We start from the raw sequence: 19,055 nt of genomic DNA on the forward strand, positions 1-19,055 counted from the left end.
AGCCGTGCAAGATTTTCTAACCACGATTATAGGATAGCAAGGTTTAACGCGCTTCACCGTATTAAGATCGTGTTTTAGTGTAAACAAAGAGAAAAGATTGAATAAAAAAAATGTTATAAATTTTTTTTTCTTGCGATATTTTGTATCTCTTTGAATGAACTTGGTTTCTTTAAGCCGCTTTGTTAGGACAAGCGATTCACTCCTGGTTTATCTCAATTTATCAGTTTTTCATGGTCTATACTTTGACTTACCCCTATTAAATATTAACAAGGAGATAATCATGGACAGGGAAGATAAAGAACGTTTCAATCAAAACCAACAAGGCCAAAAAGATAGTCATAACATGGGACAAAATCCCGATGAAAGAAAACAAGCCCCAGGCCAAGGTGGTCAAAAACAAGGTCATCAACCGGGTGAGGGTCAAAAGAAAGACCAACCTGGTCAATACAAACGTTAATTCTTGTGCCACTAGAAGATTCTTCTAGTGGTTTTTCTCATTTAACTGTCTTAAATCAAGAGAATTATTACACTATTTTTATCCTACAGCGATTTAAACTGCCGGCTTAATTGAATGGCCATCTCTAATGATTGTTCGTAATTTAAACGGGGATCAACCAAGCTGCGATAGGCTCTTTTTAAATCTTCTTCATTTAAACCACGGGCCCCACCAATACATTCGGTGACATTATCTCCAGTCAACTCAAAATGAACCCCACCTAAGTAGCTGCCCATTTCACGGTGGATAGTAACCGCTTGCTGTAGTTCAGAGAGGATATTGTCAAAATGCCTTGTTTTAATGCCATCGGGTGTGGTCTCTGTATTGCCATGCATGGGGTCACAAGACCAGGTAATAGGGCATTTAGTTGTTTTTACTGCTTCAATAAGCGGTGGTAATAATTTTTTAATGTCTTTTGCGCCTAAACGGGTAATAAGGAGTAATCGCCCTTCTTCGCGCTGTGGATTAAGAATTTTTATGACCTCTGCTAACCATTCTTTCGTAGCACTAGGCCCAATTTTAATTCCTATGGGATTTTGTATGCCGCGCATGAATTCTAGATGGGCGCTTTCAAGCTTGGCGGTACGCATACCTATCCACGGTAAATGCGTGGATAAGTTATACCATAGGCCATCATGCAACTGGCGAGTTAGCGCTTGTTCATAGTGAAGATGTAGTGCTTCATGCGAGGTATAAAAATCGACTTTGTTAAGGTTACTGTCCCGTAAGCCATCAATGGCTTCTATAAAAGCTAACGCGTCAGAAAGCGAGTGCACGATAGCATGGTACTCGTCAGCCTGGGGGGAATGTTCTACAAATCGTAAGTCCCAGCGGTGAGGATGGTTTAAATCTGCAAAACCTCCATCCAGCAGTGCGCGAACGAAATTAAGGGTCATTGCCGCACAACTATAGCCTTGAAGCATTAACTTAGGATTAGGGGTACGTGAATCTGCATCAAATTGTTGCGAATTCACTAAATCGCCTCGGTAACTGGGTAAAGTGACACCATTAATGGTTTCAAAGTCAGAGGAGCGAGGCTTGGCATATTGGCCAGCAATCCGGCCTACTCTAACAATGGGTTTTCGCATCCCATGAAGCAGGATTAAGCTCATTTGCAATAAAATTTTGAGTTTATTGGTAATAATGTCTGGACGGCAGTCATTAAATGACTCGGCACAATCTCCACCTTGCAAAATGAATGCCTCGCCTTTTCCTGCTTTAGCAATGGCTTGTTTTAAATGCTTAATTTCTCCACTGGTAACCAATGGGGGTAGTTGGCTTAGTTGCTCAACCACTTTAGCTAATTGATTTTCATTAGGATAGCTTGCTGCTTGTTCATAAGAATAATTTTGCCAAGAAACTGGCGACCATTCACGCATAAAAAAGAACCTCTTGATTATCAATAATACTGAGTATGCGATGAATGAACAGTTCAGGCAAGTTCTACTTTGATCTTACTATTACATTAAGCAAAATTAATTTTCTTGAGGTAAGGAACAGGGTTACCAGATAGACTAGACTTAAAAAGATTACAGTCAAAATTATTCAAAGCCGCTATGATTTAGTGGCAATATCATTAAACTAGGCAAGGGAGTGTGCTTCGCACTTGAATTTTTGCTAAAAGCCCCCAACTATTGCCATCAATTTATGTGGGAGTGTCTTATGAGCAAAGAAAATAAAAAAAATTGGCATAAAATCAAAGAAGAGCATGACTTGGAGGAAGAGCGCTCCTCTGAAGAAGATTTTCTGGAAGATGAAGAGGATATGCTTGATGAGCCTGCACTTGAACACCCAAGTTATGAATCGCTTGAGGAACAATTGACTGCTGCGGAACAAAAAGCACATGAAAATTGGGAAAAAGCCGCTCGAGCAATGGCCGAGCTGGAAAATGTACGCCGCCGCGCAGAGCGAGATGTCAGTAATGCGCATCGCTATGGGGTAGAAAAGCTGTTAACTTCATTTTTACCGGTTGCAGACAGTATTGAACAAGCTTTACAACTCTCTGAAAAAGAGCAAAACAGCAGTATGCATGAAGGCTTGGAATTAACAATGAAGCTTTTTCTCGATGTATTGGAGAAAAATGGGGTTAAACAGCTAAATCCTTTAGGTGAACCGTTCAACCCTCAAGAGCATGAAGCAATGTCAATGCAAGAAGCTGAAGGTGCTGCGCCGAATACGGTGTTGGCAGTATTCCAAAAAGGTTACAAACTCCACGACAGGGTAATCCGTCCTGCCAGAGTGGTGGTTACCAAAACAAAATCGATTGATGAAAAAGCTTAAGGGCTTTAAAAAAATGGCTTGAAATTTACAAATTTCACCCCATATGTGAAACATTGCAACTAGAAAACTATCGGAGCACGAATAAATGGCAAAAATTATCGGAATCGACTTAGGTACAACAAACTCCTGCGTAGCGATAATGGAAGGCAATCAACCACGCGTTATTGAAAACAGTGAGGGTCATCGTACCACTCCTTCAATCGTGGCTTATACAGATGATAATGAAATTTTGGTGGGCGCGGCTGCCAAGCGTCAGGCAGTGACTAATCCCGATAATACGGTTTTTGCCGTAAAACGTTTAATTGGTCGCCGTTTTGATGATCCTATTGTACAAAAAGATATTAAAATGGTGCCCTATAAAATTATCAAAGCAGATAATGGTGATGCATGGGTACGGGTTAAAGGCCAGGACAAGGCCCCCCCACAAATTTCAGCCGAAGTATTACGCAAGATGAAAAAAACAGCTGAAGATTACCTGGGTGAAGAGGTGAAAGAAGCTGTAATTACTGTTCCAGCTTACTTTAATGATTCACAACGTCAGGCTACTAAAGATGCCGGCCGTATTGCGGGTCTTGAAGTAAAACGTATTATCAACGAACCTACTGCTGCAGCCCTTGCTTACGGTATGGACAAAAAACGCGGTGATTCTGTTATCGCTGTGTATGACTTAGGTGGTGGTACCTTTGATATTTCAATTATTGAAATTGCAGAAGTGGATGGTGAACATCAATTTGAAGTATTGGCAACCAATGGTGATACTTTCTTAGGTGGTGAGGACTTTGACCTGGCACTAATTGAGTACCTAGCTGCTGAATTCAAAAAAGATGCTGGTATTGATTTACATTCAGATCCTTTGGCGTTGCAACGTCTGAAAGACGCTGCTGAAAAGGCAAAAATCGAGTTGTCTTCTGCACAGCAAACTGATGTGAATTTACCTTATATTACTGCAGATGCTTCAGGGCCTAAGCACTTAAATATCAAGCTAACTCGTGCCAAATTAGAGTCATTGGTAGAAAACTTGATTGAGCGCTCTATCGAGCCTTGCAAAATTGCATTGAAAGATGCTGGTTTGAATGTTTCCCAGATTAATGAAGTAATTCTTGTCGGTGGTCAAACCCGTATGCCAATGGTGCAAAAGACAGTACAGGAATTCTTTGGTAAAGAACCACGCAAGGACGTAAACCCTGATGAAGCGGTGGCAGTAGGTGCGGCTATCCAGGCAGCGGTATTATCCGGTGATGTCAAAGACATTTTGTTACTGGACGTAACTCCATTGTCTTTAGGTATTGAAACCTTGGGTGGTGTAATGACAAAGCTTATTGAAAAAAATACTACCATTCCAACGAAAGCAAACCAGGTCTTTTCTACAGCCGATGATAACCAAACAGCGGTAACCGTGCATGTACTGCAAGGTGAACGTGAGCAGGCTTCTGCGAATAAATCCTTAGGTCGTTTTGATTTAACGGACATTCCACCTGCACCACGTGGCGTCCCGCAAATTGAGGTTATTTTTGATATTGATGCGAATGGTATTTTGAATGTTTCTGCAAAAGACAAGGCAACGGGCAAGGCACAATCCATTGTCATTAAAGCTTCTAGTGGATTAAGCGAGGAAGAAGTTGAAGCAATGGTTAAAGATGCCAAATCCCATGCAGATGAAGATAAGAAATTCAAAGAAATGGCAGAGATTCGCAATCAGGCGGATGCCCTTATTCACAGTAGTGAAAAATCCATGAAGGATTTGGAAGGTGAGTTATCTGCGGATGAGAAAAGTAGTATTGAATCTGCTATTGCTGAATTAAAAGAAGCAATGAAAGGAAATGACAAGGCTCAAATCGAAGAGAAGTTAAAAGTTCTGACCAACGTTTCTGGTAAAATGGCAGAGCGCGTTTATGCTAAGAAAACTGCTGAAACTCAATCCCAGCAACAACCTCATGAAACCCAATCTTCCGAGCAGCCTAAACAAGCTGATGAAGGGGTGGTTGATGCTGAATTTGAAGAAGTACAGGACGATAAAAAATAAAAAAGGATAGCAAGTAAGGCTGGCATCGCGACAATCGATATCAGCCTTACTACGTCCAAGGCGTATTAGCAGGAAATGAGAATTTTACACTTCGTTTCTTTTTTATACTTCTATAATGGTAAAATAGACGTTTAACCTTTAAAATTGGTGTTAGAGTTATTATGGAAAAGCAGGATTTATATGAGCTTCTCGGGGTAAGCCGCAGTGCAAGTGACGCTGAGATAAAAAAAGCCTATCGTAAACTGGCAATGAAGTATCACCCCGATCGTAACTCTAATGACAAGGAAGCAGAAGAGAAGTTTAAAGACATTCAAAGTGCTTATGCCGTCCTCTCCGACTCGCAAAAACGTGCCGCTTATGATCGTTTTGGACATGCTGGCGTTGATCCTTCAATGGGTGGGCATGGTGGTTTTGGTGGCTTTGGCGATGTTTTTGAAGATATTTTTGAAAATATTTTTTCCGGAGGCCGAGGGCGTGGCCAATCCAGAGCTCAACGGGGTGCGGACTTACAAGTTAATGTGCAGATGACTTTGGAAGAAGCAGCCCTGGGCAAACAAATTGAAATTACGGTTCCCAGACATGTCGCTTGTCAAAGCTGTCATGGCTCAGGCGCAAAAAAAGGATCTACTCCTAAAAATTGTGAAACCTGTAATGGGATAGGGCAAGTTCGCATTCAGCAAGGCTTTTTTTCCATTCAACAAACCTGCCCAAGCTGTCATGGCGAAGGCAAGGTAATTACTGATCCTTGCAACAGTTGTCATGGACAAGGCCGTGTAAGGGAAAGCAAAAAATTAACCGTGAAAATTCCTGCCGGTGTTGATAACGGTGATCGTGTTCGCCTTGGGGGAGAAGGTGAAGCGGGTATAAATGGTGGGCCAGCCGGTGATTTGTATGTTCAGGTTAATATTAAGGCACATGCCATTTTTGAACGCCATGACAGTGATCTTTATTGTGAAGTACCCATTAGTTTTATGACCGCAGCTTTAGGAGGTTCCATTGAAGTCCCTACTTTGGAAGGACGTGTTACTTTAAAAGTACCTGGTGAAACACAAACGGGTAAAACCTTCCGTTTGCGTGGTAAAGGCATGAAATCCGTACGTGGGCATGCAACGGGTGATTTGCTTTGCAGAGTGGTTGTAGAAACGCCTGTTAATTTATCAAAAGAACAGAAAGAATTACTTTCAAAACTTCAGGATTCTTTAGATAGCAGTAAAAAAACACACTCACCACGTTCGAGCTCCTGGTTCGACGGGGTAAAAAAATTTTTTGAAGACATGAAATTTTAATAAACCTGCTGTACAATTTAGTATTTTTGTGCAGTTTAGTGCGTCAATGTGAGTGAAGAACAGCGTCGCACTACGAAAGAGTCCTTTATGTTCAATAAATCAGCAATTTTAGCGCTCTCTGACGGAACTATCTTCGAAGGCTTCTCCATTGGTGCTAATGGTGATTGCGTAGGTGAATTGGTTTTTAACACAGCCATGACCGGTTACCAGGAAATGCTTACTGATCCTTCCTATGCCAAGCAAATTATTACCTTGACAACAGCACATGTAGGAAATACTGGCTGTAACTCTCAAGACATGGAGTCTTCTCGTGTGTGGGCGGCAGGTTTGGTTGTTCGCGAATGCTCCTCTTATTCCAGTAACTATCGCGCCGAACATTCTTTGCCGGATTGGTTGAAAAAGCAAGGCGTTGTGGCAATTGCTGGCATCGACACACGCCAATTAACACTACGATTACGGGAGCATGGAGCGGTTGGTGCTTGCATTAGTACCCATATCCATCAACCTCATTTAGCCATTGAAAAAGCAAAATCATTTTCTGGCTTGGAAGGCATGGATTTAGCCTGTGAAGTTTCAAGACAAACGATTGAGCGTTGGCATGAAGGGCGAGGAAATTGGGGGGATGGCTCTAGACCTAACCAATTTCATGTCGTTGCTTATGACTTCGGTGTAAAACATAACATTCTTCGCATTCTGCACGATAAAGGTTGTCATGTAACTATCGTACCTGCCAAAACAACAGTGGCAGAAGTCATGGCGTTGAATCCAGATGGAATTTTTTTATCAAATGGCCCGGGAGATCCTTTAGCTTGTGATTATGCTATTGCTGCAACCCGTCAATTTCTGCAAGATGACATTCCCATTTTGGGCATTTGTCTTGGATTTCAAATTTTAGCGCTCGCCTGTGGCGCCAAATCAGTTAAAATGAAATTTGGACATCATGGGGCGAATCATCCTGTTATTGAAACCAATGGATCCCAGCGTGTTTTTATCACCAGTCAAAATCATGGGTTTACTATTGATGAGTCGTCATTACCTGACTGTTTACAGGTAACGCATCGTTCATTGTTTGATCAAAGTCTGCAGGGTATTCAGCATAAAGAGAAGCCGGCTTTAGGATTTCAAGGACATCCAGAAGCAAGCCCTGGCCCTCATGATATATTGGTCATTTTTGATCAATTTATTTCAATGATGAAGTCAAACCAACAAAAGAGGATATAGTGTGAGTGATTTTCATGTTTTTACCTCCGAATCCGTTTCAGAAGGCCATCCTGATAAAATCGCGGATCAGATCTCTGACGCCGTTCTAGATGCCATTTTAGCCAAAGATAAAAGAGCACGTGTTGCTTGTGAAACCTTTGTAAAAACGGGTATGGTTCTGGTAGGTGGTGAAATCACTACCAGTGCTTGGGTGGACGTTGAGGGCATTGTCCGCGAAGTCATTAAAGACATTGGCTATAATAGCTCCGAAATGGGATTTGACTGGGCCTCTTGTGCTGTTTTAAGTGCGATTGGTAAACAATCCCCTGATATTGCTCGGGGTGTGGATAATAGCGAAACCCGAATCCTGGGTGCAGGGGATCAAGGTTTAATGTTTGGCTATGCCAGCAAAGAAACCGATGTCTATATGCCCGCTCCTATTGCTTATTCACACAGGCTTATGGCAAAACAAGCTTCCTTAAGAAAAGACAACAGTCTCCCCTGGCTTCGTCCTGATGCAAAATGTCAGTTAACCTTAAAGTATGAAGATGGAAAACCCGTTGGTATTGATACCATTGTTTTTTCAACACAACATTCACCAGAAATTAGTCATAAAGAACTGGTAGAAGCAGTGCGTGAGGAAATTATTAAACCAGTTTTACCTGCTGAATGGCTTTTCCCTCATACGCGTTATTACATTAATCCGACAGGTCGTTTTGTTATTGGTGGGCCTCTTGGTGACTGCGGTTTAACCGGTCGAAAAATTATTGTGGATACCTATGGCGGTATGGCTCGTCACGGTGGGGGATGTTTTTCTGGTAAAGATCCTTCGAAAGTAGATCGCTCAGCAGCTTATGCGGCTCGTCATGTGGCTAAAAATATTGTAGCTGCAGGCATCGCTGATAAATGTGAAGTTCAGGTTTCTTATGCTATTGGAGTCGCTGAACCTACCTCAATTAGTATTAATACGTTTGATACTGGCCGCCTACCTAATGCTGAAATTATCGATTTGATTAATACTCATTTTGATTTAACACCCCAGGGAATTATTGATAATCATGATCTGTTGCGTCCTATTTACCGTCAAACGGCTAGTTATGGTCATTATGGCCGGGAAGAATTTCCCTGGGAGCGTTTAGATAAGGTCGCTGTTTTGAGTAAGGCTTTATAGCTTAACTATTAAAAGGATAACTTATGGAACATGCGAATATGGCGATTAAGCAAACAAGTGAAAACAAAGACTATAAAATTGCTGATTTATCTTTAGCTGCCTGGGGCCGCAAAGAAATTGCGATTGCCGAAACTGAAATGCCTGGATTGATGGCTTTGCGTGAAGAATTTGCCAGTCAAAAACCATTAAAGGGCGCGCGCATTGCCGGTTGTTTACACATGACAATTCAGACGGCGGTTTTAATAGAGACCTTGCAGGCGCTAGGAGCTGAAGTCAGATGGTCTTCCTGTAATATTTTCTCAACGCAAGATCATGCAGCAGCAGCGATGGCTGCAGCCGGCGTACCGGTATTTGCCTGGAAGGGAGAAACCGAAGAGGAGTATTGGTGGTGTGTGGAACAAACTTTACGTGGACCTAATGGCTGGACTCCCAATTTGCTTTTGGATGATGGCGGTGATTTAACACTGATCATTCATCAAAAATACCCTGAAATGTTTGCCGATATTAAAGGGGTTTCTGAAGAAACGACCACGGGCGTGGCCAGACTTTATGAGATGGCTAAGAAAGGTCAGTTAAAGGTTCCAGCCATTAATGTTAACGACTCGGTGACTAAATCCAAATTTGATAACCTCTACGGTTGTCGCGAATCTTTACTCGATGGATTGAAACGAGCTACGGATGTGATGGTAGCGGGCAAGGTTGCATTAATTTTAGGTTATGGTGATGTGGGTAAGGGTTGTGCACAAGCATTGCGCGGTCAAGGAGCAACCGTGTGGATTAGCGAAATTGACCCTATTTGTGCCTTGCAAGCTGCGATGGAAGGCTACCGAGTCGTTACTCTTGATGACGTGGCTGAGCAAGTTGATATAGTCGTTACCGCCACTGGAAATTATCATGTGGTTACGCATGATCATATGTTGCGCATGAAGCATCAAGCCATTTTATGCAATATTGGCCATTTCGATTCTGAAATCGATATTCAAAGTTTGCGGCAATATACTTGGGAAAATATTAAACCTCAAGTTGACCACATTATATTCCCTAGTGGTAAGCGTTTAATTGTTCTTGCAGAAGGGCGTCTTGTCAATCTAGGTTGTGCAACAGGTCACCCCAGTTTCGTGATGTCAACCTCGTTTACTAATCAGGTATTGGCGCAACTTGAACTGTTTCAGCATAGCGAGAATTATGAGAATCAAGTCTATGTTCTACCCAAACACCTGGATGAAAAAGTAGCAAGATTACATTTAGCAAGGATAGGAGCCAAGTTGACTAAACTTACTCAGGAGCAAGCAGAGTACCTTGGCGTTTCTATTGAAGGTCCTTATAAATCGGATCATTATCGTTATTAAAAAAATAGGGCGGGTCGTTTTGACCCGACATGAAGTCTATGCTTGGTTGCGTTGGGTCGAAACGAACCAACCTACCCTATTGCTTAGATAAGACATTGCTATATACAGAAAGCTAAAAAGGCCCAAAATTCCGGCATCATCCTGAAAGCGCCATGGTCGCTTGAAGGGGCTTGATCAACTTGCTTAAAAATATTTTTTAGACATAGTTGATTTTCACTCCCTCTATCCATTCATTGGATATGAACATTTTACTTTTCGCTGGCCCTTTTCTTCTGCATACTATTCTTGAAAATTCATTGCAAAGGAGAGATGCATGGTTTATCAACAAGGATGTGCGGGTCTCACACTGCTTATGTGTGCAGCCACAGCAATAGCCAGTGACAATATACACCTTATTATCAAATATAAAGAAAAACCCACGGCATTCGCTGCTTTAAAAACAGAGCTGGCTAATACGGTTCATCTGCCTGTTCACGCTTTAACACCAATGGCAGGAGAAGCTTATTCTCTCGTGTATAAAACCAAGCATTTAAACAACAAAAAGGACAATTTGCTACAAAAAGTGCTGGTCAAGTTAAGACAAAATCCAAACATTGCTTATGCGGTAGAAGATAGGGTGGGGCACTTTAAACCTTTACCCTTTTTGAAGCATCAATCTTCCCCTTCTTCTTTGGCTAACAATTTGTTATCTCACGATTCTCAGTGGGATGAGTTTTCTCCGCCCGCAGGCGTGATGCTTGAATCGGCATCAGGACGTCGTGATGGAGCTTGGGCTTATACTACAGGACACGCTTCAAAGCCAATTGTTGTTGCGGTACTTGATACGGGTATAGCTATCAATCCAAGTCTGGTAAATAATCTTGTTAAAGACAAAGATGGGAAGGTGTGGGGTTGGAACTTTGCAGGGAATAATCGAAATTTAAGCGATGAAACAGAATCTTACCACGGGACTCATGTCGCTGGTACCATTGCAGGATATGGCGAAATCATGATGGGCATGGGAGAAGATTTAAAAATATTACCACTAAAAATTCCTGATGCCTCTGGAATGTTTTATGAAAGTCAGGTGATTAATGCTATTTATTGGGCTGTTGGTGGCGAAGTCCCCGGTATACCAACAAACTCTTATCCGGCAAAAGTACTTAACATGAGTTTTGGTGTCGATGCACACCCAGGTAAAGAAATTGATCATTGCGATGAAGCCTTGCAGGAAGCAATTTTTTATGCGCGTAAAAAAGGGGCTGTTATAGTGGTCGCCGCAGGCAATGATAATCAATGGGAACATTACAATGCACCTGCAGTGTGCAACAGTACCATTAAAGTTGCTGCAACGGGTCCTGCAGGGCTTCGCTCTTATTACTCGAATTATGGCCCCAGCGTTACACTTGCGGCACCTGGAGGTGACTTACGTTATGGTAGGAAAGGAGGTATCTTATCCACCGTTAATCCAGGTGGAGGCTATCAGCATTCAGGCTTTGATTTTTATCAAGGAACCAGCATGGCCTCTCCTCATGTAGCAGGTGTTGCAGGACTTGTTTTTGCCGTGAGTGATGGAGCTATCAAACCTGAAAAGGTGGAACAAATACTTTATGCCACTACACACGATTTTGGGCAAAGCAATGATGAAAATAATTCCTGTAAAGGAAGAAAACCTTGTGGACACGGAATTTTGGATGCAGACAATGCCATTAAGGCTACACAGGCTAATTATGATGTGATTCTTACAGTGCCAAAAATTAAAGATCTCAAATTAACGCTTTGTGGTAAAAATACTTATCAGTCTAAAGAAGCGACTTTAAAAATTGGCAAAGTAGAATGGCATCGAATTAACGCAACATGTTCGCCTAAATCTACCTATGCACAGCCTGTAATAAGCCAATCTAAATCAGGAACTATCAAGGTTAGTTACGGAGCAGCTAGCTATATACTTGATCACACCCTATTGAAGCACTGTGACATCATTGGATTTGATGGCATTGGCTGCTATTTGTAGATTCACAAAACTTGTTAATAAAATCGGAAATAGGCTCAGCAAAAGAGCCTTAACTTCTGATATTATTGTAAATAATTTGAGCATAATGTGTCTTGTATGGTAAAATTTTATTTTTCATAAACTTCAAGCTTACTATGCGAGAATGGTTGAGACGTTTTTATTACGATAAAAAAGCTACTTTGACAATTAAAGGTGAAACTTATCAATTTTCAGATTGGGAGCGCATTGGTGGGGGGTCTGAAAAACACGTCTATAAAATTAAAGGCAAAAATTTTTGTTTTTTCATCCCTCATAAATATTTCAGTGAGGCAGACTGGAATTTTAAAATTGAACTTGAAAAGAATATTTTGGATGAAATGACTTTGGTGGGTTTGAAAACCCAGCAATTTGAATTAGTGGATTTGGAAATTAACTCGCCTGAACAACCTTCTTATACTATAAAGGCGCTTTTAACGAAGGATTTTCAAACTCTCTGCCAGGATGAATCCCTGGTAATTTATAATCCTAAAGGAGATGAGAAGGTCTGTGGAAAGGCTCCTGATTTTATGGCACTAAGGGCGAGATTCAAAGAAGAAGCTTATGTCCAAGAGATGTTCCAAAAAATTATAAAAGAATATGCCACTGCTTATACATTTTCTTTACCAATCACTGCAATCCAGAGTACGGATGACAGCGAACATATCTGCTTTGAATTATCATCACCTGTACCTACTGTTAGGTATATGTTCTGGGATGTGGTTGCAGACACCAACGCATTTCCTTTTATCCCACTAGTTCCAAGTCTAAGCGAATTAAGGAAAGGTCCCCGTTCCTACAGTAATAGAGAAAACTATTCTTTATATTGTCTGGCCAACACAGTAGCTTGTTCTATTTTAGAGATTCTTTATAGTTTAAAGTCCAGGATACCTGCCAATTCCTTCACTTTTGTTGGAGAATTGCAAGAAGATATCTTAAAGGCTATTGATCATTCAGCTCTGTTAAAAGAGGCATTAGAGCATGCAAGAACTCAAGCAGTGAACTACTTGCATCATCTTTCGAATAAAATAAACCTTGCTAATGTGGGCAACAAAAATTTTACTAAACTACTGACCAGTGCAATTTCAACCAATAACTTAGAGTTAGTACAACGATACTATGAAGCACGCCCAATGGAACAATTAACGGAAGGATTGATTGATACTATTCTTGATGCATCTAACCGATGCGGGAATTCAAATATAAGTCAGTTCCTACATAGTAAGCTAGGACCGGAAAAGGGCGCTTTTGTCGAAGAGCGACGCAAAATTGAAGTACAAGAAAAAGTTGGTCAATTAAAAAACACCTTTTTTTCACAATACAACAAGCAACTGTCTGCTGACAAAGGAGCCTGGTGTGGCTTATATTCATTGTTTGCTAAGAGCCATGTTAAATCTGAAGCCGACTTGCATGAATTGGTCAAGCATGCCCAAGGTTTATCAAAAGAAGGTTCTGGGAAACGCAGCCAACTCGTTATGAAGCAACTTGGATGGCTTGATAAAAACAATCAGGTTAGAAGTGACTTGGCTTCAGTTTTAAAAGAAGAAAATACCCTTACAATACCTTAAATTCATCCTAATCTTCGGTAAGCCTGATCTGCATCAGGCAGACCAGTCGTCATCTTCCCATGTGGAAAAAACATCTTCCTCTGTCTGTTGTCCCTTCTGGGGAGCATCAGGAAACGCAATGGCAGGAGCAGGATTTTCAAGAGCCTCTGCTAAGCTTATAAATTTGTAGCCATTGTCCTTGTACATTTGCAAAATATCAGCCAACACATAACTGTTTAGAATATTTGCATGAATTAATAAAATTTGTCTAACCGGCTTTCCTTTTGCTCGTTTTTCCGCACGTAAGGTTTGTTTCCAAATGAAAGCAAGATATTGCGATTTAAGCTTCTTAATATAATTTTCGCGCTGACGATAGGGAACCTTGTAGATTTTTTCATTGAAACGAAAGTCCAGACTATCTACGGTGACAGGTGCAATGATGTAGTTATGAGCTGCCAGGTAATCCAGCACTTTTTGTTTTTTTTGATTGCTTCCCTCAGCCAAATAGGGATAACGAAAATATTTAGGCTCAGTTAATACAGAGGTCAACTTTTTATCAGCTCGATCAACATCGGTAATGTATTTCTCAGCACTCATTTGATTTAAATTGTAATGCGAGTAAGTGTGATTACCCAACATAAATCCAGCTTGACGAAATTGTTCCAAAAAAGCCATTTGTCCTTTTGCGATAGAACCTGCGATCACAAAACCAGTTGCAGGTACATTATAATCGGTGAGTGCTTTCATAATCCTTGCAAAGCGCTCTGTGGCGCGTTGTTGATTCCCTGGTGTGTCCATACGCGCACCCACCAATGGCAAGTCATCAATAGTGATGGCAATTTCGCGCACTTGCTCTGCAAGACAAAGAGAAGGCAATAAAAAGAGGATGAAGTATAGAACATTACGCATAGATAGTCCCTTATCTAATGGTCGAATAAATAAGTGTAGCAGATAAATAAAGAGACTGATAATTTAGAGATTTTTGCCCAGGTAACATTACAATATGAACGCTGCAATACTGCAGAGTAATTCAAGAAGGATTGTTTTAGGAAGAGGATAACAATGAAGAAATTTTTTATTGCTGTATGCGCTATGCTAAGTGTTGGAAGTTATGCTGGAGAGTTAAGCTCCTTTTCAGAGGTGGCTACTGCTGTGGGAAGTGGTAAACAATTAACCTTTGTTTGGACACTCAAAAATTGTAGTTCGGAAGTTAATTTACCAGATATTGTTACAGCCATTAAACCCAATGCTGTGATGCTTATTGGTGAAAAACGCATTACTGCCTCAGACACTCATTTTTCTTTAAACGAGCCTTCATTACCCAATAAACCTAGTTTTACCTTCAGTAAATATAATTTGCAAGATGATGGACAGGCCTTACTCGACATCACCATCATGAAGGCCGAGAACTATAAGAAAGTGAGTAATTATCAAATTCGATGCGAATTGGGTAAAGGTTTAGCAGTGTTTGATTAGTTCGCCAGCAAATCCATTGTCGAATAGGATATATTTTTGGTAATCATGAAACGTCATTCCCGCGCAGGCGGGAAGCCATCCAATTATCAACGTTGAAGAAGTCTGTTTTTCCACGTGAATGAATGTATATTATACTGCTTCTATTCCAATAATTGGCCTTGCGAAGTTTTGTTTGGCATTAATGGCACTTAATTATTTCATCATACTCAAAACATAGTTTAACTAGTATGTCTCGCATAAGAAAATGCTCACTTTTGATCCATGCCCACAATGGCAATGGTTTGATATGATTTTCATTTTTTAAGTTAAGGACAAGAAGCTATCAACCCTTAATTGCCGCATTTTCCAATACCTTCTCCGCTTGTTTATTACGGTATTTTCGCACGGCCATACGATAGTCCGGATATTTATTGCCAAGAATCGTTGCGGCAAGAATTGCTGCGTTTATAGCACCTGCTTTACCTACTGCCAATGTTCCCACGGGGATGCCTGCTGGCATTTGGACAATGGAGAGCAGTGCATCCAAGCCATCTGTAAAGGTAGAAGAAGGCATGGGGACTCCTAATACGGGTAACAGCGTTTTTGCAGCAACTATACCAGGTAGGTGTGCGGCGCCTCCCGCAGCTGCGATAAAGACTTCAACACCTGCCTCTTGGGCAGAGGTTAAATAGGAAAATAGAGCATCGGGTGTGCGGTGTGCAGATAATGCTCGTACCTGATGGGGAATCTCCAACTCATCAAGAACAAGGCTGGCTGCTTCCATAATTGCCCAATCCGATTTTGAACCCATTAATACAGAAACAAGTGCTTTTGACATCATTATAACCCCTATAAAATAACTTCCAGTTCAGATAATTTTTTGATGGCTTCAACAAGAGCTTGTCCTTCAAGCTGTTGAACACGAGACTTCAAGGTTTCAGCGGTATCGCCGTGCAGTACAGGACATTTTTTTTGTAAAATTAATGGCCCTGCGTCTACTTCTTCAGTGACAAAATGCACGGAACAACCTGTGACGGTTGCTGCTGCATCAAGTACTGCCTGATGTACTTTTAAATCCATTAAGCCTGAGAATTCCGGTAAAAGCGACGGATGGATATTAATTATTTTATTATTCCAGTTTAAAACAAAGTGCGGTGATAAAATGCGCATGTAGCCCATTAAAACAACCAGTTCAACATGATGTTGCTTCAGTAAATTGGATAAATAAAAATCAAAAGATTGTCGACTTAAGTCAGCGGGATTGGCAAACAACGATTTAATGCCCAAATTGGTTGCGCGCTCTAAAATGGGAGCATCAATTTTATTGCTGATGACCACTTCAATCGATGCATCCAATTCTTCGTTATGAATGGCATCAATGAGCGTAGTGAGATTAGTGCCTCGTGTTGAGCCTAATATTCCTAGACGTAGCATTGACGTATCCTCTCCATGGCATCAATCCGGTGTTGAATTAAAGATGCTGTACCTATATCTTCACGATGAAATAAAGGACCCTCAATAAGCGATATGGCATCTTCAGCAAGTTTTTCTGCTGCAAAAATTGTATTTGCTACACCAACGTAAGCTGCAGTTCTTGCTCCCGTGGCAATAATTTGCTCTTCTACCTGATTTACAGCAGCTAAATATAAATGGTCAGATGCAGTGATCTTATTGAAATTGATGGCGAAATTTTTCGCGGGTGCGTCAGGATACCCTTCGGGAACCACATACTTGCAAACCGTCGCTTGAGGATAAAATACCACCTGATTCTCACCTAAATTGCCATTGACCATGGCCCTACAAAGCTCGACAAAGTCGGATTTTAAAATGGCTAAGACGTTTAAGGCTTCAGGATCGCCAAAACGTGCATTAAACTCTATGACATAAACCCCATTTTTAGTGGCCATAAAGCTTCCATACAAAATACCAATATATTTTTCACGACATTCTGTAATTAATGCATGAAAAACAGCCTCATTGATAGCAAAAGCAGAATCGACATCGTTGCGGGTTAAAAAGGGAAGGCTGTGGTTGCTGTCGCTGTAACTTCCCATTCCCCCCGTGTTTGGTCCTTGATCCCCATTGTGGGCTCTTTTATGATCCTGAACTAGTGGCATGGGAATGAGGCGTTCGCCATCAGCAAAGCACATGAAAGAAAATTCTTGGCCAATTAATTTTTCTTCAATAATGAGAGATTGGCCTTTTGCAAAAATCTCCTGACAGTAAGCCAAAGCATCATCAAACGAGTGCAGATGTTCGCCTGCGACTTTAACACCTTTTCCACCCATCAAACCATCCGCTTTTATCACGTAATTATTTTCCCCCAATTCCTTAAGAAAGGGTAGGACGTTATCTGCTTTGTCAAATTGCTGCCATTTTGGAGAGCCGGGAATATGATATTTATGCATCAATTGCCGTGCAAAATGTTTGCTTGTTTCAATTTTTGCCAGGTTTTTTCTAGGGCCGATAGTTGGAATATTTTCTGCCCAGAGGGCATCCGCCAAACCTTTTTCAAGCGGCGCTTCAGGTCCAATAATCGTTAATGCAATTTGCCACTTTTTGGCTTGGGTAACAATTGCCGGACATTGGGTAATGTCCGCTTGCACATAATCAAGCGTTAACTGCTTTATGCCAGGGTTAATAAAATTTCCGTAACAATACAGTTCTACCTTTTGTGAGGAGCGCGCTAACGCTCGTAATATTGCATGCTCCCGGGCTCCCGAACCGATGACAAGAATTCTCATGATGAAGTCTCACAAATGTTATCAGTGATTGATCGATTAAACTGCCGTTCTTCCTCCCATCTCGTTATTTTGGATGGTGTCATAGCATGACAGAAATAATCACCATCCATACAAGACATACACGGCTTTTTTATTGCCGGTCGGCCACGACGTGTAACTGCCTCAACCAAATCCTCTTCGGTTTGATACAACAAAACATCAGCACCTAAGTAATGTGCGATGTGGTCCTCACCCTGATTGGCTGCAACGAGTTCTTTTCGTGACGGAATATCAATGCCGTTGAAGCAAGGATGTTTTATAGCAGGGCAGGTTGAAACAAAATAAATGCTTTTAGCACCAAATTCTCTGACCATTTTTATAATTTCCCGAGACGTGGTGCCTCGTACAATGCTGTCATCGACAATTAATACAGTTTTATTTTTAATTTCTGTGCGCTGAGGAGTAAGTTTATAACGAATGCTGCGCTTGCGTTCTTTCTGATTGGGCATGATGAAAGTGCGGCCAATAAAGGGATTTTTATACAACCCTTCAGAATATCGAACGCCTAATTCATGAGCGAAAGAAAGGGCTGCAGTATTTGCGGTAAAGGGGACTGGAATAACAACGTCTGGCGTTAAGTCGGGATATTTTTTCTTCCAGGCTCGAGCAAGGTTCTGGCCCATCCTGAGTCTTGCACGATAAACACTGATATTATCCAAGGTTGCATCTGGGCGGGCGAAATAAACATATTCAAAGACACAGGGCCTGAATTGCTCGGCTTTAACAATTCGACGAAAAAGCTGACCAGATTGGCTTACATAGGCTATTTCACCAGGCTGTATGTCACCTTGGGGAGTAAAGCCCAGCGCATAAAAGGGTGTCGTTTCTGAGGCGAATATAGTATCCACAGTGCCATCTGTATTTTCACGGGTTCCCCATACTAAGGGGCGAATGCCAAAGGGATCTCGGAAGGCCAACAGTCCTTTGCCAATAACCACGCTAACAACAGAATAAGCACCCTGGACGCAGTTGAAAACATGTCCGACAGCCTGGCACAGTATGTCAAAAAATTTACTATCGGACTCTTCATATGAAAAGGAAGAGAGTTCATCAGCCAGTTTTAATAATAAAACTTCGGAATCAAGGGTTGAGTTTAAATGGCGATGCTGCTTAAGGCGTATATCATCCGCTAATTCAAGATAATTGAATAAATTGCCGTTATGTGCCAAAGCAATACCTCGCGGACTGCCAATCCACAGCGGCTGAACCTCAGACTCCGTATAGCCTCCCGCAGTTGGATAGCGTGTGTGGGCAATCCCTATATTACCCTTAAGTGCTGCAATATTCTCAGGAGTAAAAATCTCTTGCACGAGCCCCAAACCGCTTTTGGAATAGAAGCGTTGATTACAGGTCAATATACCTGCTGCATCCTGCCCACGATGTTGCAGATGAATTAAACTATCGTGAAGTTCTGATGCGACGGGTTGGTGACTATAAATACCGACGATGCCGCACAT

General features: G+C 41.4%; 16 protein-coding genes. 10 read left to right on the forward strand and 6 right to left on the reverse strand.

Annotated features, from left to right (window positions below; translation table 11 throughout):
* Window positions 1-280: 280 nt before the first annotated feature.
* On the forward strand, window positions 281-457 hold the full coding sequence (locus Ljam_RS15275) for a hypothetical protein (RefSeq protein WP_156411933.1): 177 nt from the start codon (window positions 281-283) through the stop codon (window positions 455-457).
* Window positions 458-540: 83 nt separating this feature from the next.
* On the opposite strand, the gene Ljam_RS13685 is transcribed toward Ljam_RS15275, so the two are convergent.
* Window positions 541-1,875 (reverse strand): 3-deoxy-7-phosphoheptulonate synthase class II, encoded by a 1,335-nt coding sequence (locus Ljam_RS13685; RefSeq protein WP_058450548.1) that lies wholly within the window; start codon window positions 1,873-1,875, stop codon window positions 541-543.
* Window positions 1,876-2,158: 283 nt separating this feature from the next.
* On the opposite strand from Ljam_RS13685, the gene grpE reads away from it, so the two are divergent.
* The 8 genes from grpE to Ljam_RS13725 all read left to right on the forward strand — a co-directional run bounded on the left by grpE (window position 2,159) and on the right by Ljam_RS13725 (window position 13,381).
* Window positions 2,159-2,776, forward strand: a complete 618-nt coding sequence (gene grpE, locus Ljam_RS13690; RefSeq protein WP_058450549.1) for a nucleotide exchange factor GrpE — start codon at window positions 2,159-2,161, stop codon at window positions 2,774-2,776.
* Between the two features lie 85 nt (window positions 2,777-2,861).
* Entirely contained in the window at window positions 2,862-4,799 is a 1,938-nt protein-coding gene (dnaK, locus tag Ljam_RS13695; protein WP_058450550.1) for a molecular chaperone DnaK, read from the forward strand.
* Between the two features lie 161 nt (window positions 4,800-4,960).
* A complete protein-coding gene (gene dnaJ / locus Ljam_RS13700; protein ID WP_058450551.1) occupies window positions 4,961-6,085 on the forward strand; it encodes a molecular chaperone DnaJ in 1,125 nt (374 codons plus the stop codon).
* 87 nt (window positions 6,086-6,172) lie between these two features.
* Complete coding sequence (carA, locus tag Ljam_RS13705; protein ID WP_058450552.1) at window positions 6,173-7,306, forward strand: glutamine-hydrolyzing carbamoyl-phosphate synthase small subunit; 1,134 nt, start codon at window positions 6,173-6,175, stop codon at window positions 7,304-7,306.
* Window position 7,307: 1 nt separating this feature from the next.
* Window positions 7,308-8,456 carry a methionine adenosyltransferase gene (metK, locus tag Ljam_RS13710; protein ID WP_058450553.1) on the forward strand — a complete coding sequence of 383 codons (1,149 nt, stop codon included), beginning with the start codon at window positions 7,308-7,310 and terminating at the stop codon, window positions 8,454-8,456.
* Between the two features lie 38 nt (window positions 8,457-8,494).
* Entirely contained in the window at window positions 8,495-9,805 is a 1,311-nt protein-coding gene (ahcY, locus tag Ljam_RS13715) for an adenosylhomocysteinase (protein ID WP_202967574.1), read from the forward strand.
* A 313-nt stretch (window positions 9,806-10,118) separates the two neighbouring features.
* On the forward strand, window positions 10,119-11,798 hold the full coding sequence (locus Ljam_RS13720; RefSeq protein ID WP_058450555.1) for a S8 family peptidase: 1,680 nt from the start codon (window positions 10,119-10,121) through the stop codon (window positions 11,796-11,798).
* A gap of 134 nt (window positions 11,799-11,932) precedes the next feature.
* Window positions 11,933-13,381 (forward strand): hypothetical protein, encoded by a 1,449-nt coding sequence (locus Ljam_RS13725; RefSeq protein ID WP_058450556.1) that lies wholly within the window; start codon window positions 11,933-11,935, stop codon window positions 13,379-13,381.
* 33 nt (window positions 13,382-13,414) lie between these two features.
* On the opposite strand, the gene Ljam_RS13730 is transcribed toward Ljam_RS13725, so the two are convergent.
* A complete protein-coding gene (locus Ljam_RS13730; protein WP_058450557.1) occupies window positions 13,415-14,269 on the reverse strand; it encodes a polysaccharide deacetylase family protein in 855 nt (284 codons plus the stop codon).
* A 153-nt stretch (window positions 14,270-14,422) separates the two neighbouring features.
* On the opposite strand from Ljam_RS13730, the gene Ljam_RS13735 reads away from it, so the two are divergent.
* The gene (locus tag Ljam_RS13735) at window positions 14,423-14,836 is read left to right on the forward strand and encodes a VirK family protein (RefSeq protein WP_058450558.1); all 414 of its coding nucleotides are present in this window, start codon (window positions 14,423-14,425) and stop codon (window positions 14,834-14,836) included.
* A gap of 322 nt (window positions 14,837-15,158) precedes the next feature.
* Here Ljam_RS13735 and purE read toward each other — a convergent pair whose 3' ends face one another.
* Genes purE through purF form a run of 4 tightly spaced genes read right to left on the reverse strand, consistent with a single transcriptional unit; the run spans window position 15,159 to window position 19,055 of the window.
* On the reverse strand, window positions 15,159-15,653 hold the full coding sequence (gene purE, locus Ljam_RS13740; RefSeq protein ID WP_058450838.1) for a 5-(carboxyamino)imidazole ribonucleotide mutase: 495 nt from the start codon (window positions 15,651-15,653) through the stop codon (window positions 15,159-15,161).
* 11 nt (window positions 15,654-15,664) lie between these two features.
* Window positions 15,665-16,249, reverse strand: coding sequence for a phosphoribosylglycinamide formyltransferase (gene purN, locus Ljam_RS13745; RefSeq protein ID WP_058450559.1), 585 nt, complete (start codon window positions 16,247-16,249; stop codon window positions 15,665-15,667).
* Complete coding sequence (purD, locus tag Ljam_RS13750) at window positions 16,237-17,559, reverse strand: phosphoribosylamine--glycine ligase (protein WP_058450560.1); 1,323 nt, start codon at window positions 17,557-17,559, stop codon at window positions 16,237-16,239. Before purD ends, purN begins: the two co-directional genes overlap by 13 nt.
* Window positions 17,556-19,055: an amidophosphoribosyltransferase gene (gene purF / locus Ljam_RS13755; RefSeq protein WP_058450561.1), complete on the reverse strand. Its 1,500-nt coding sequence runs from the start codon at window positions 19,053-19,055 to the stop codon at window positions 17,556-17,558. The genes purD and purF overlap by 4 nt, the downstream gene beginning before the upstream one ends.

Source organism: Legionella jamestowniensis (genome assembly GCF_001467745.1).
Classification (GTDB): Bacteria; Pseudomonadota; Gammaproteobacteria; order Legionellales; family Legionellaceae; genus Tatlockia; species Tatlockia jamestowniensis.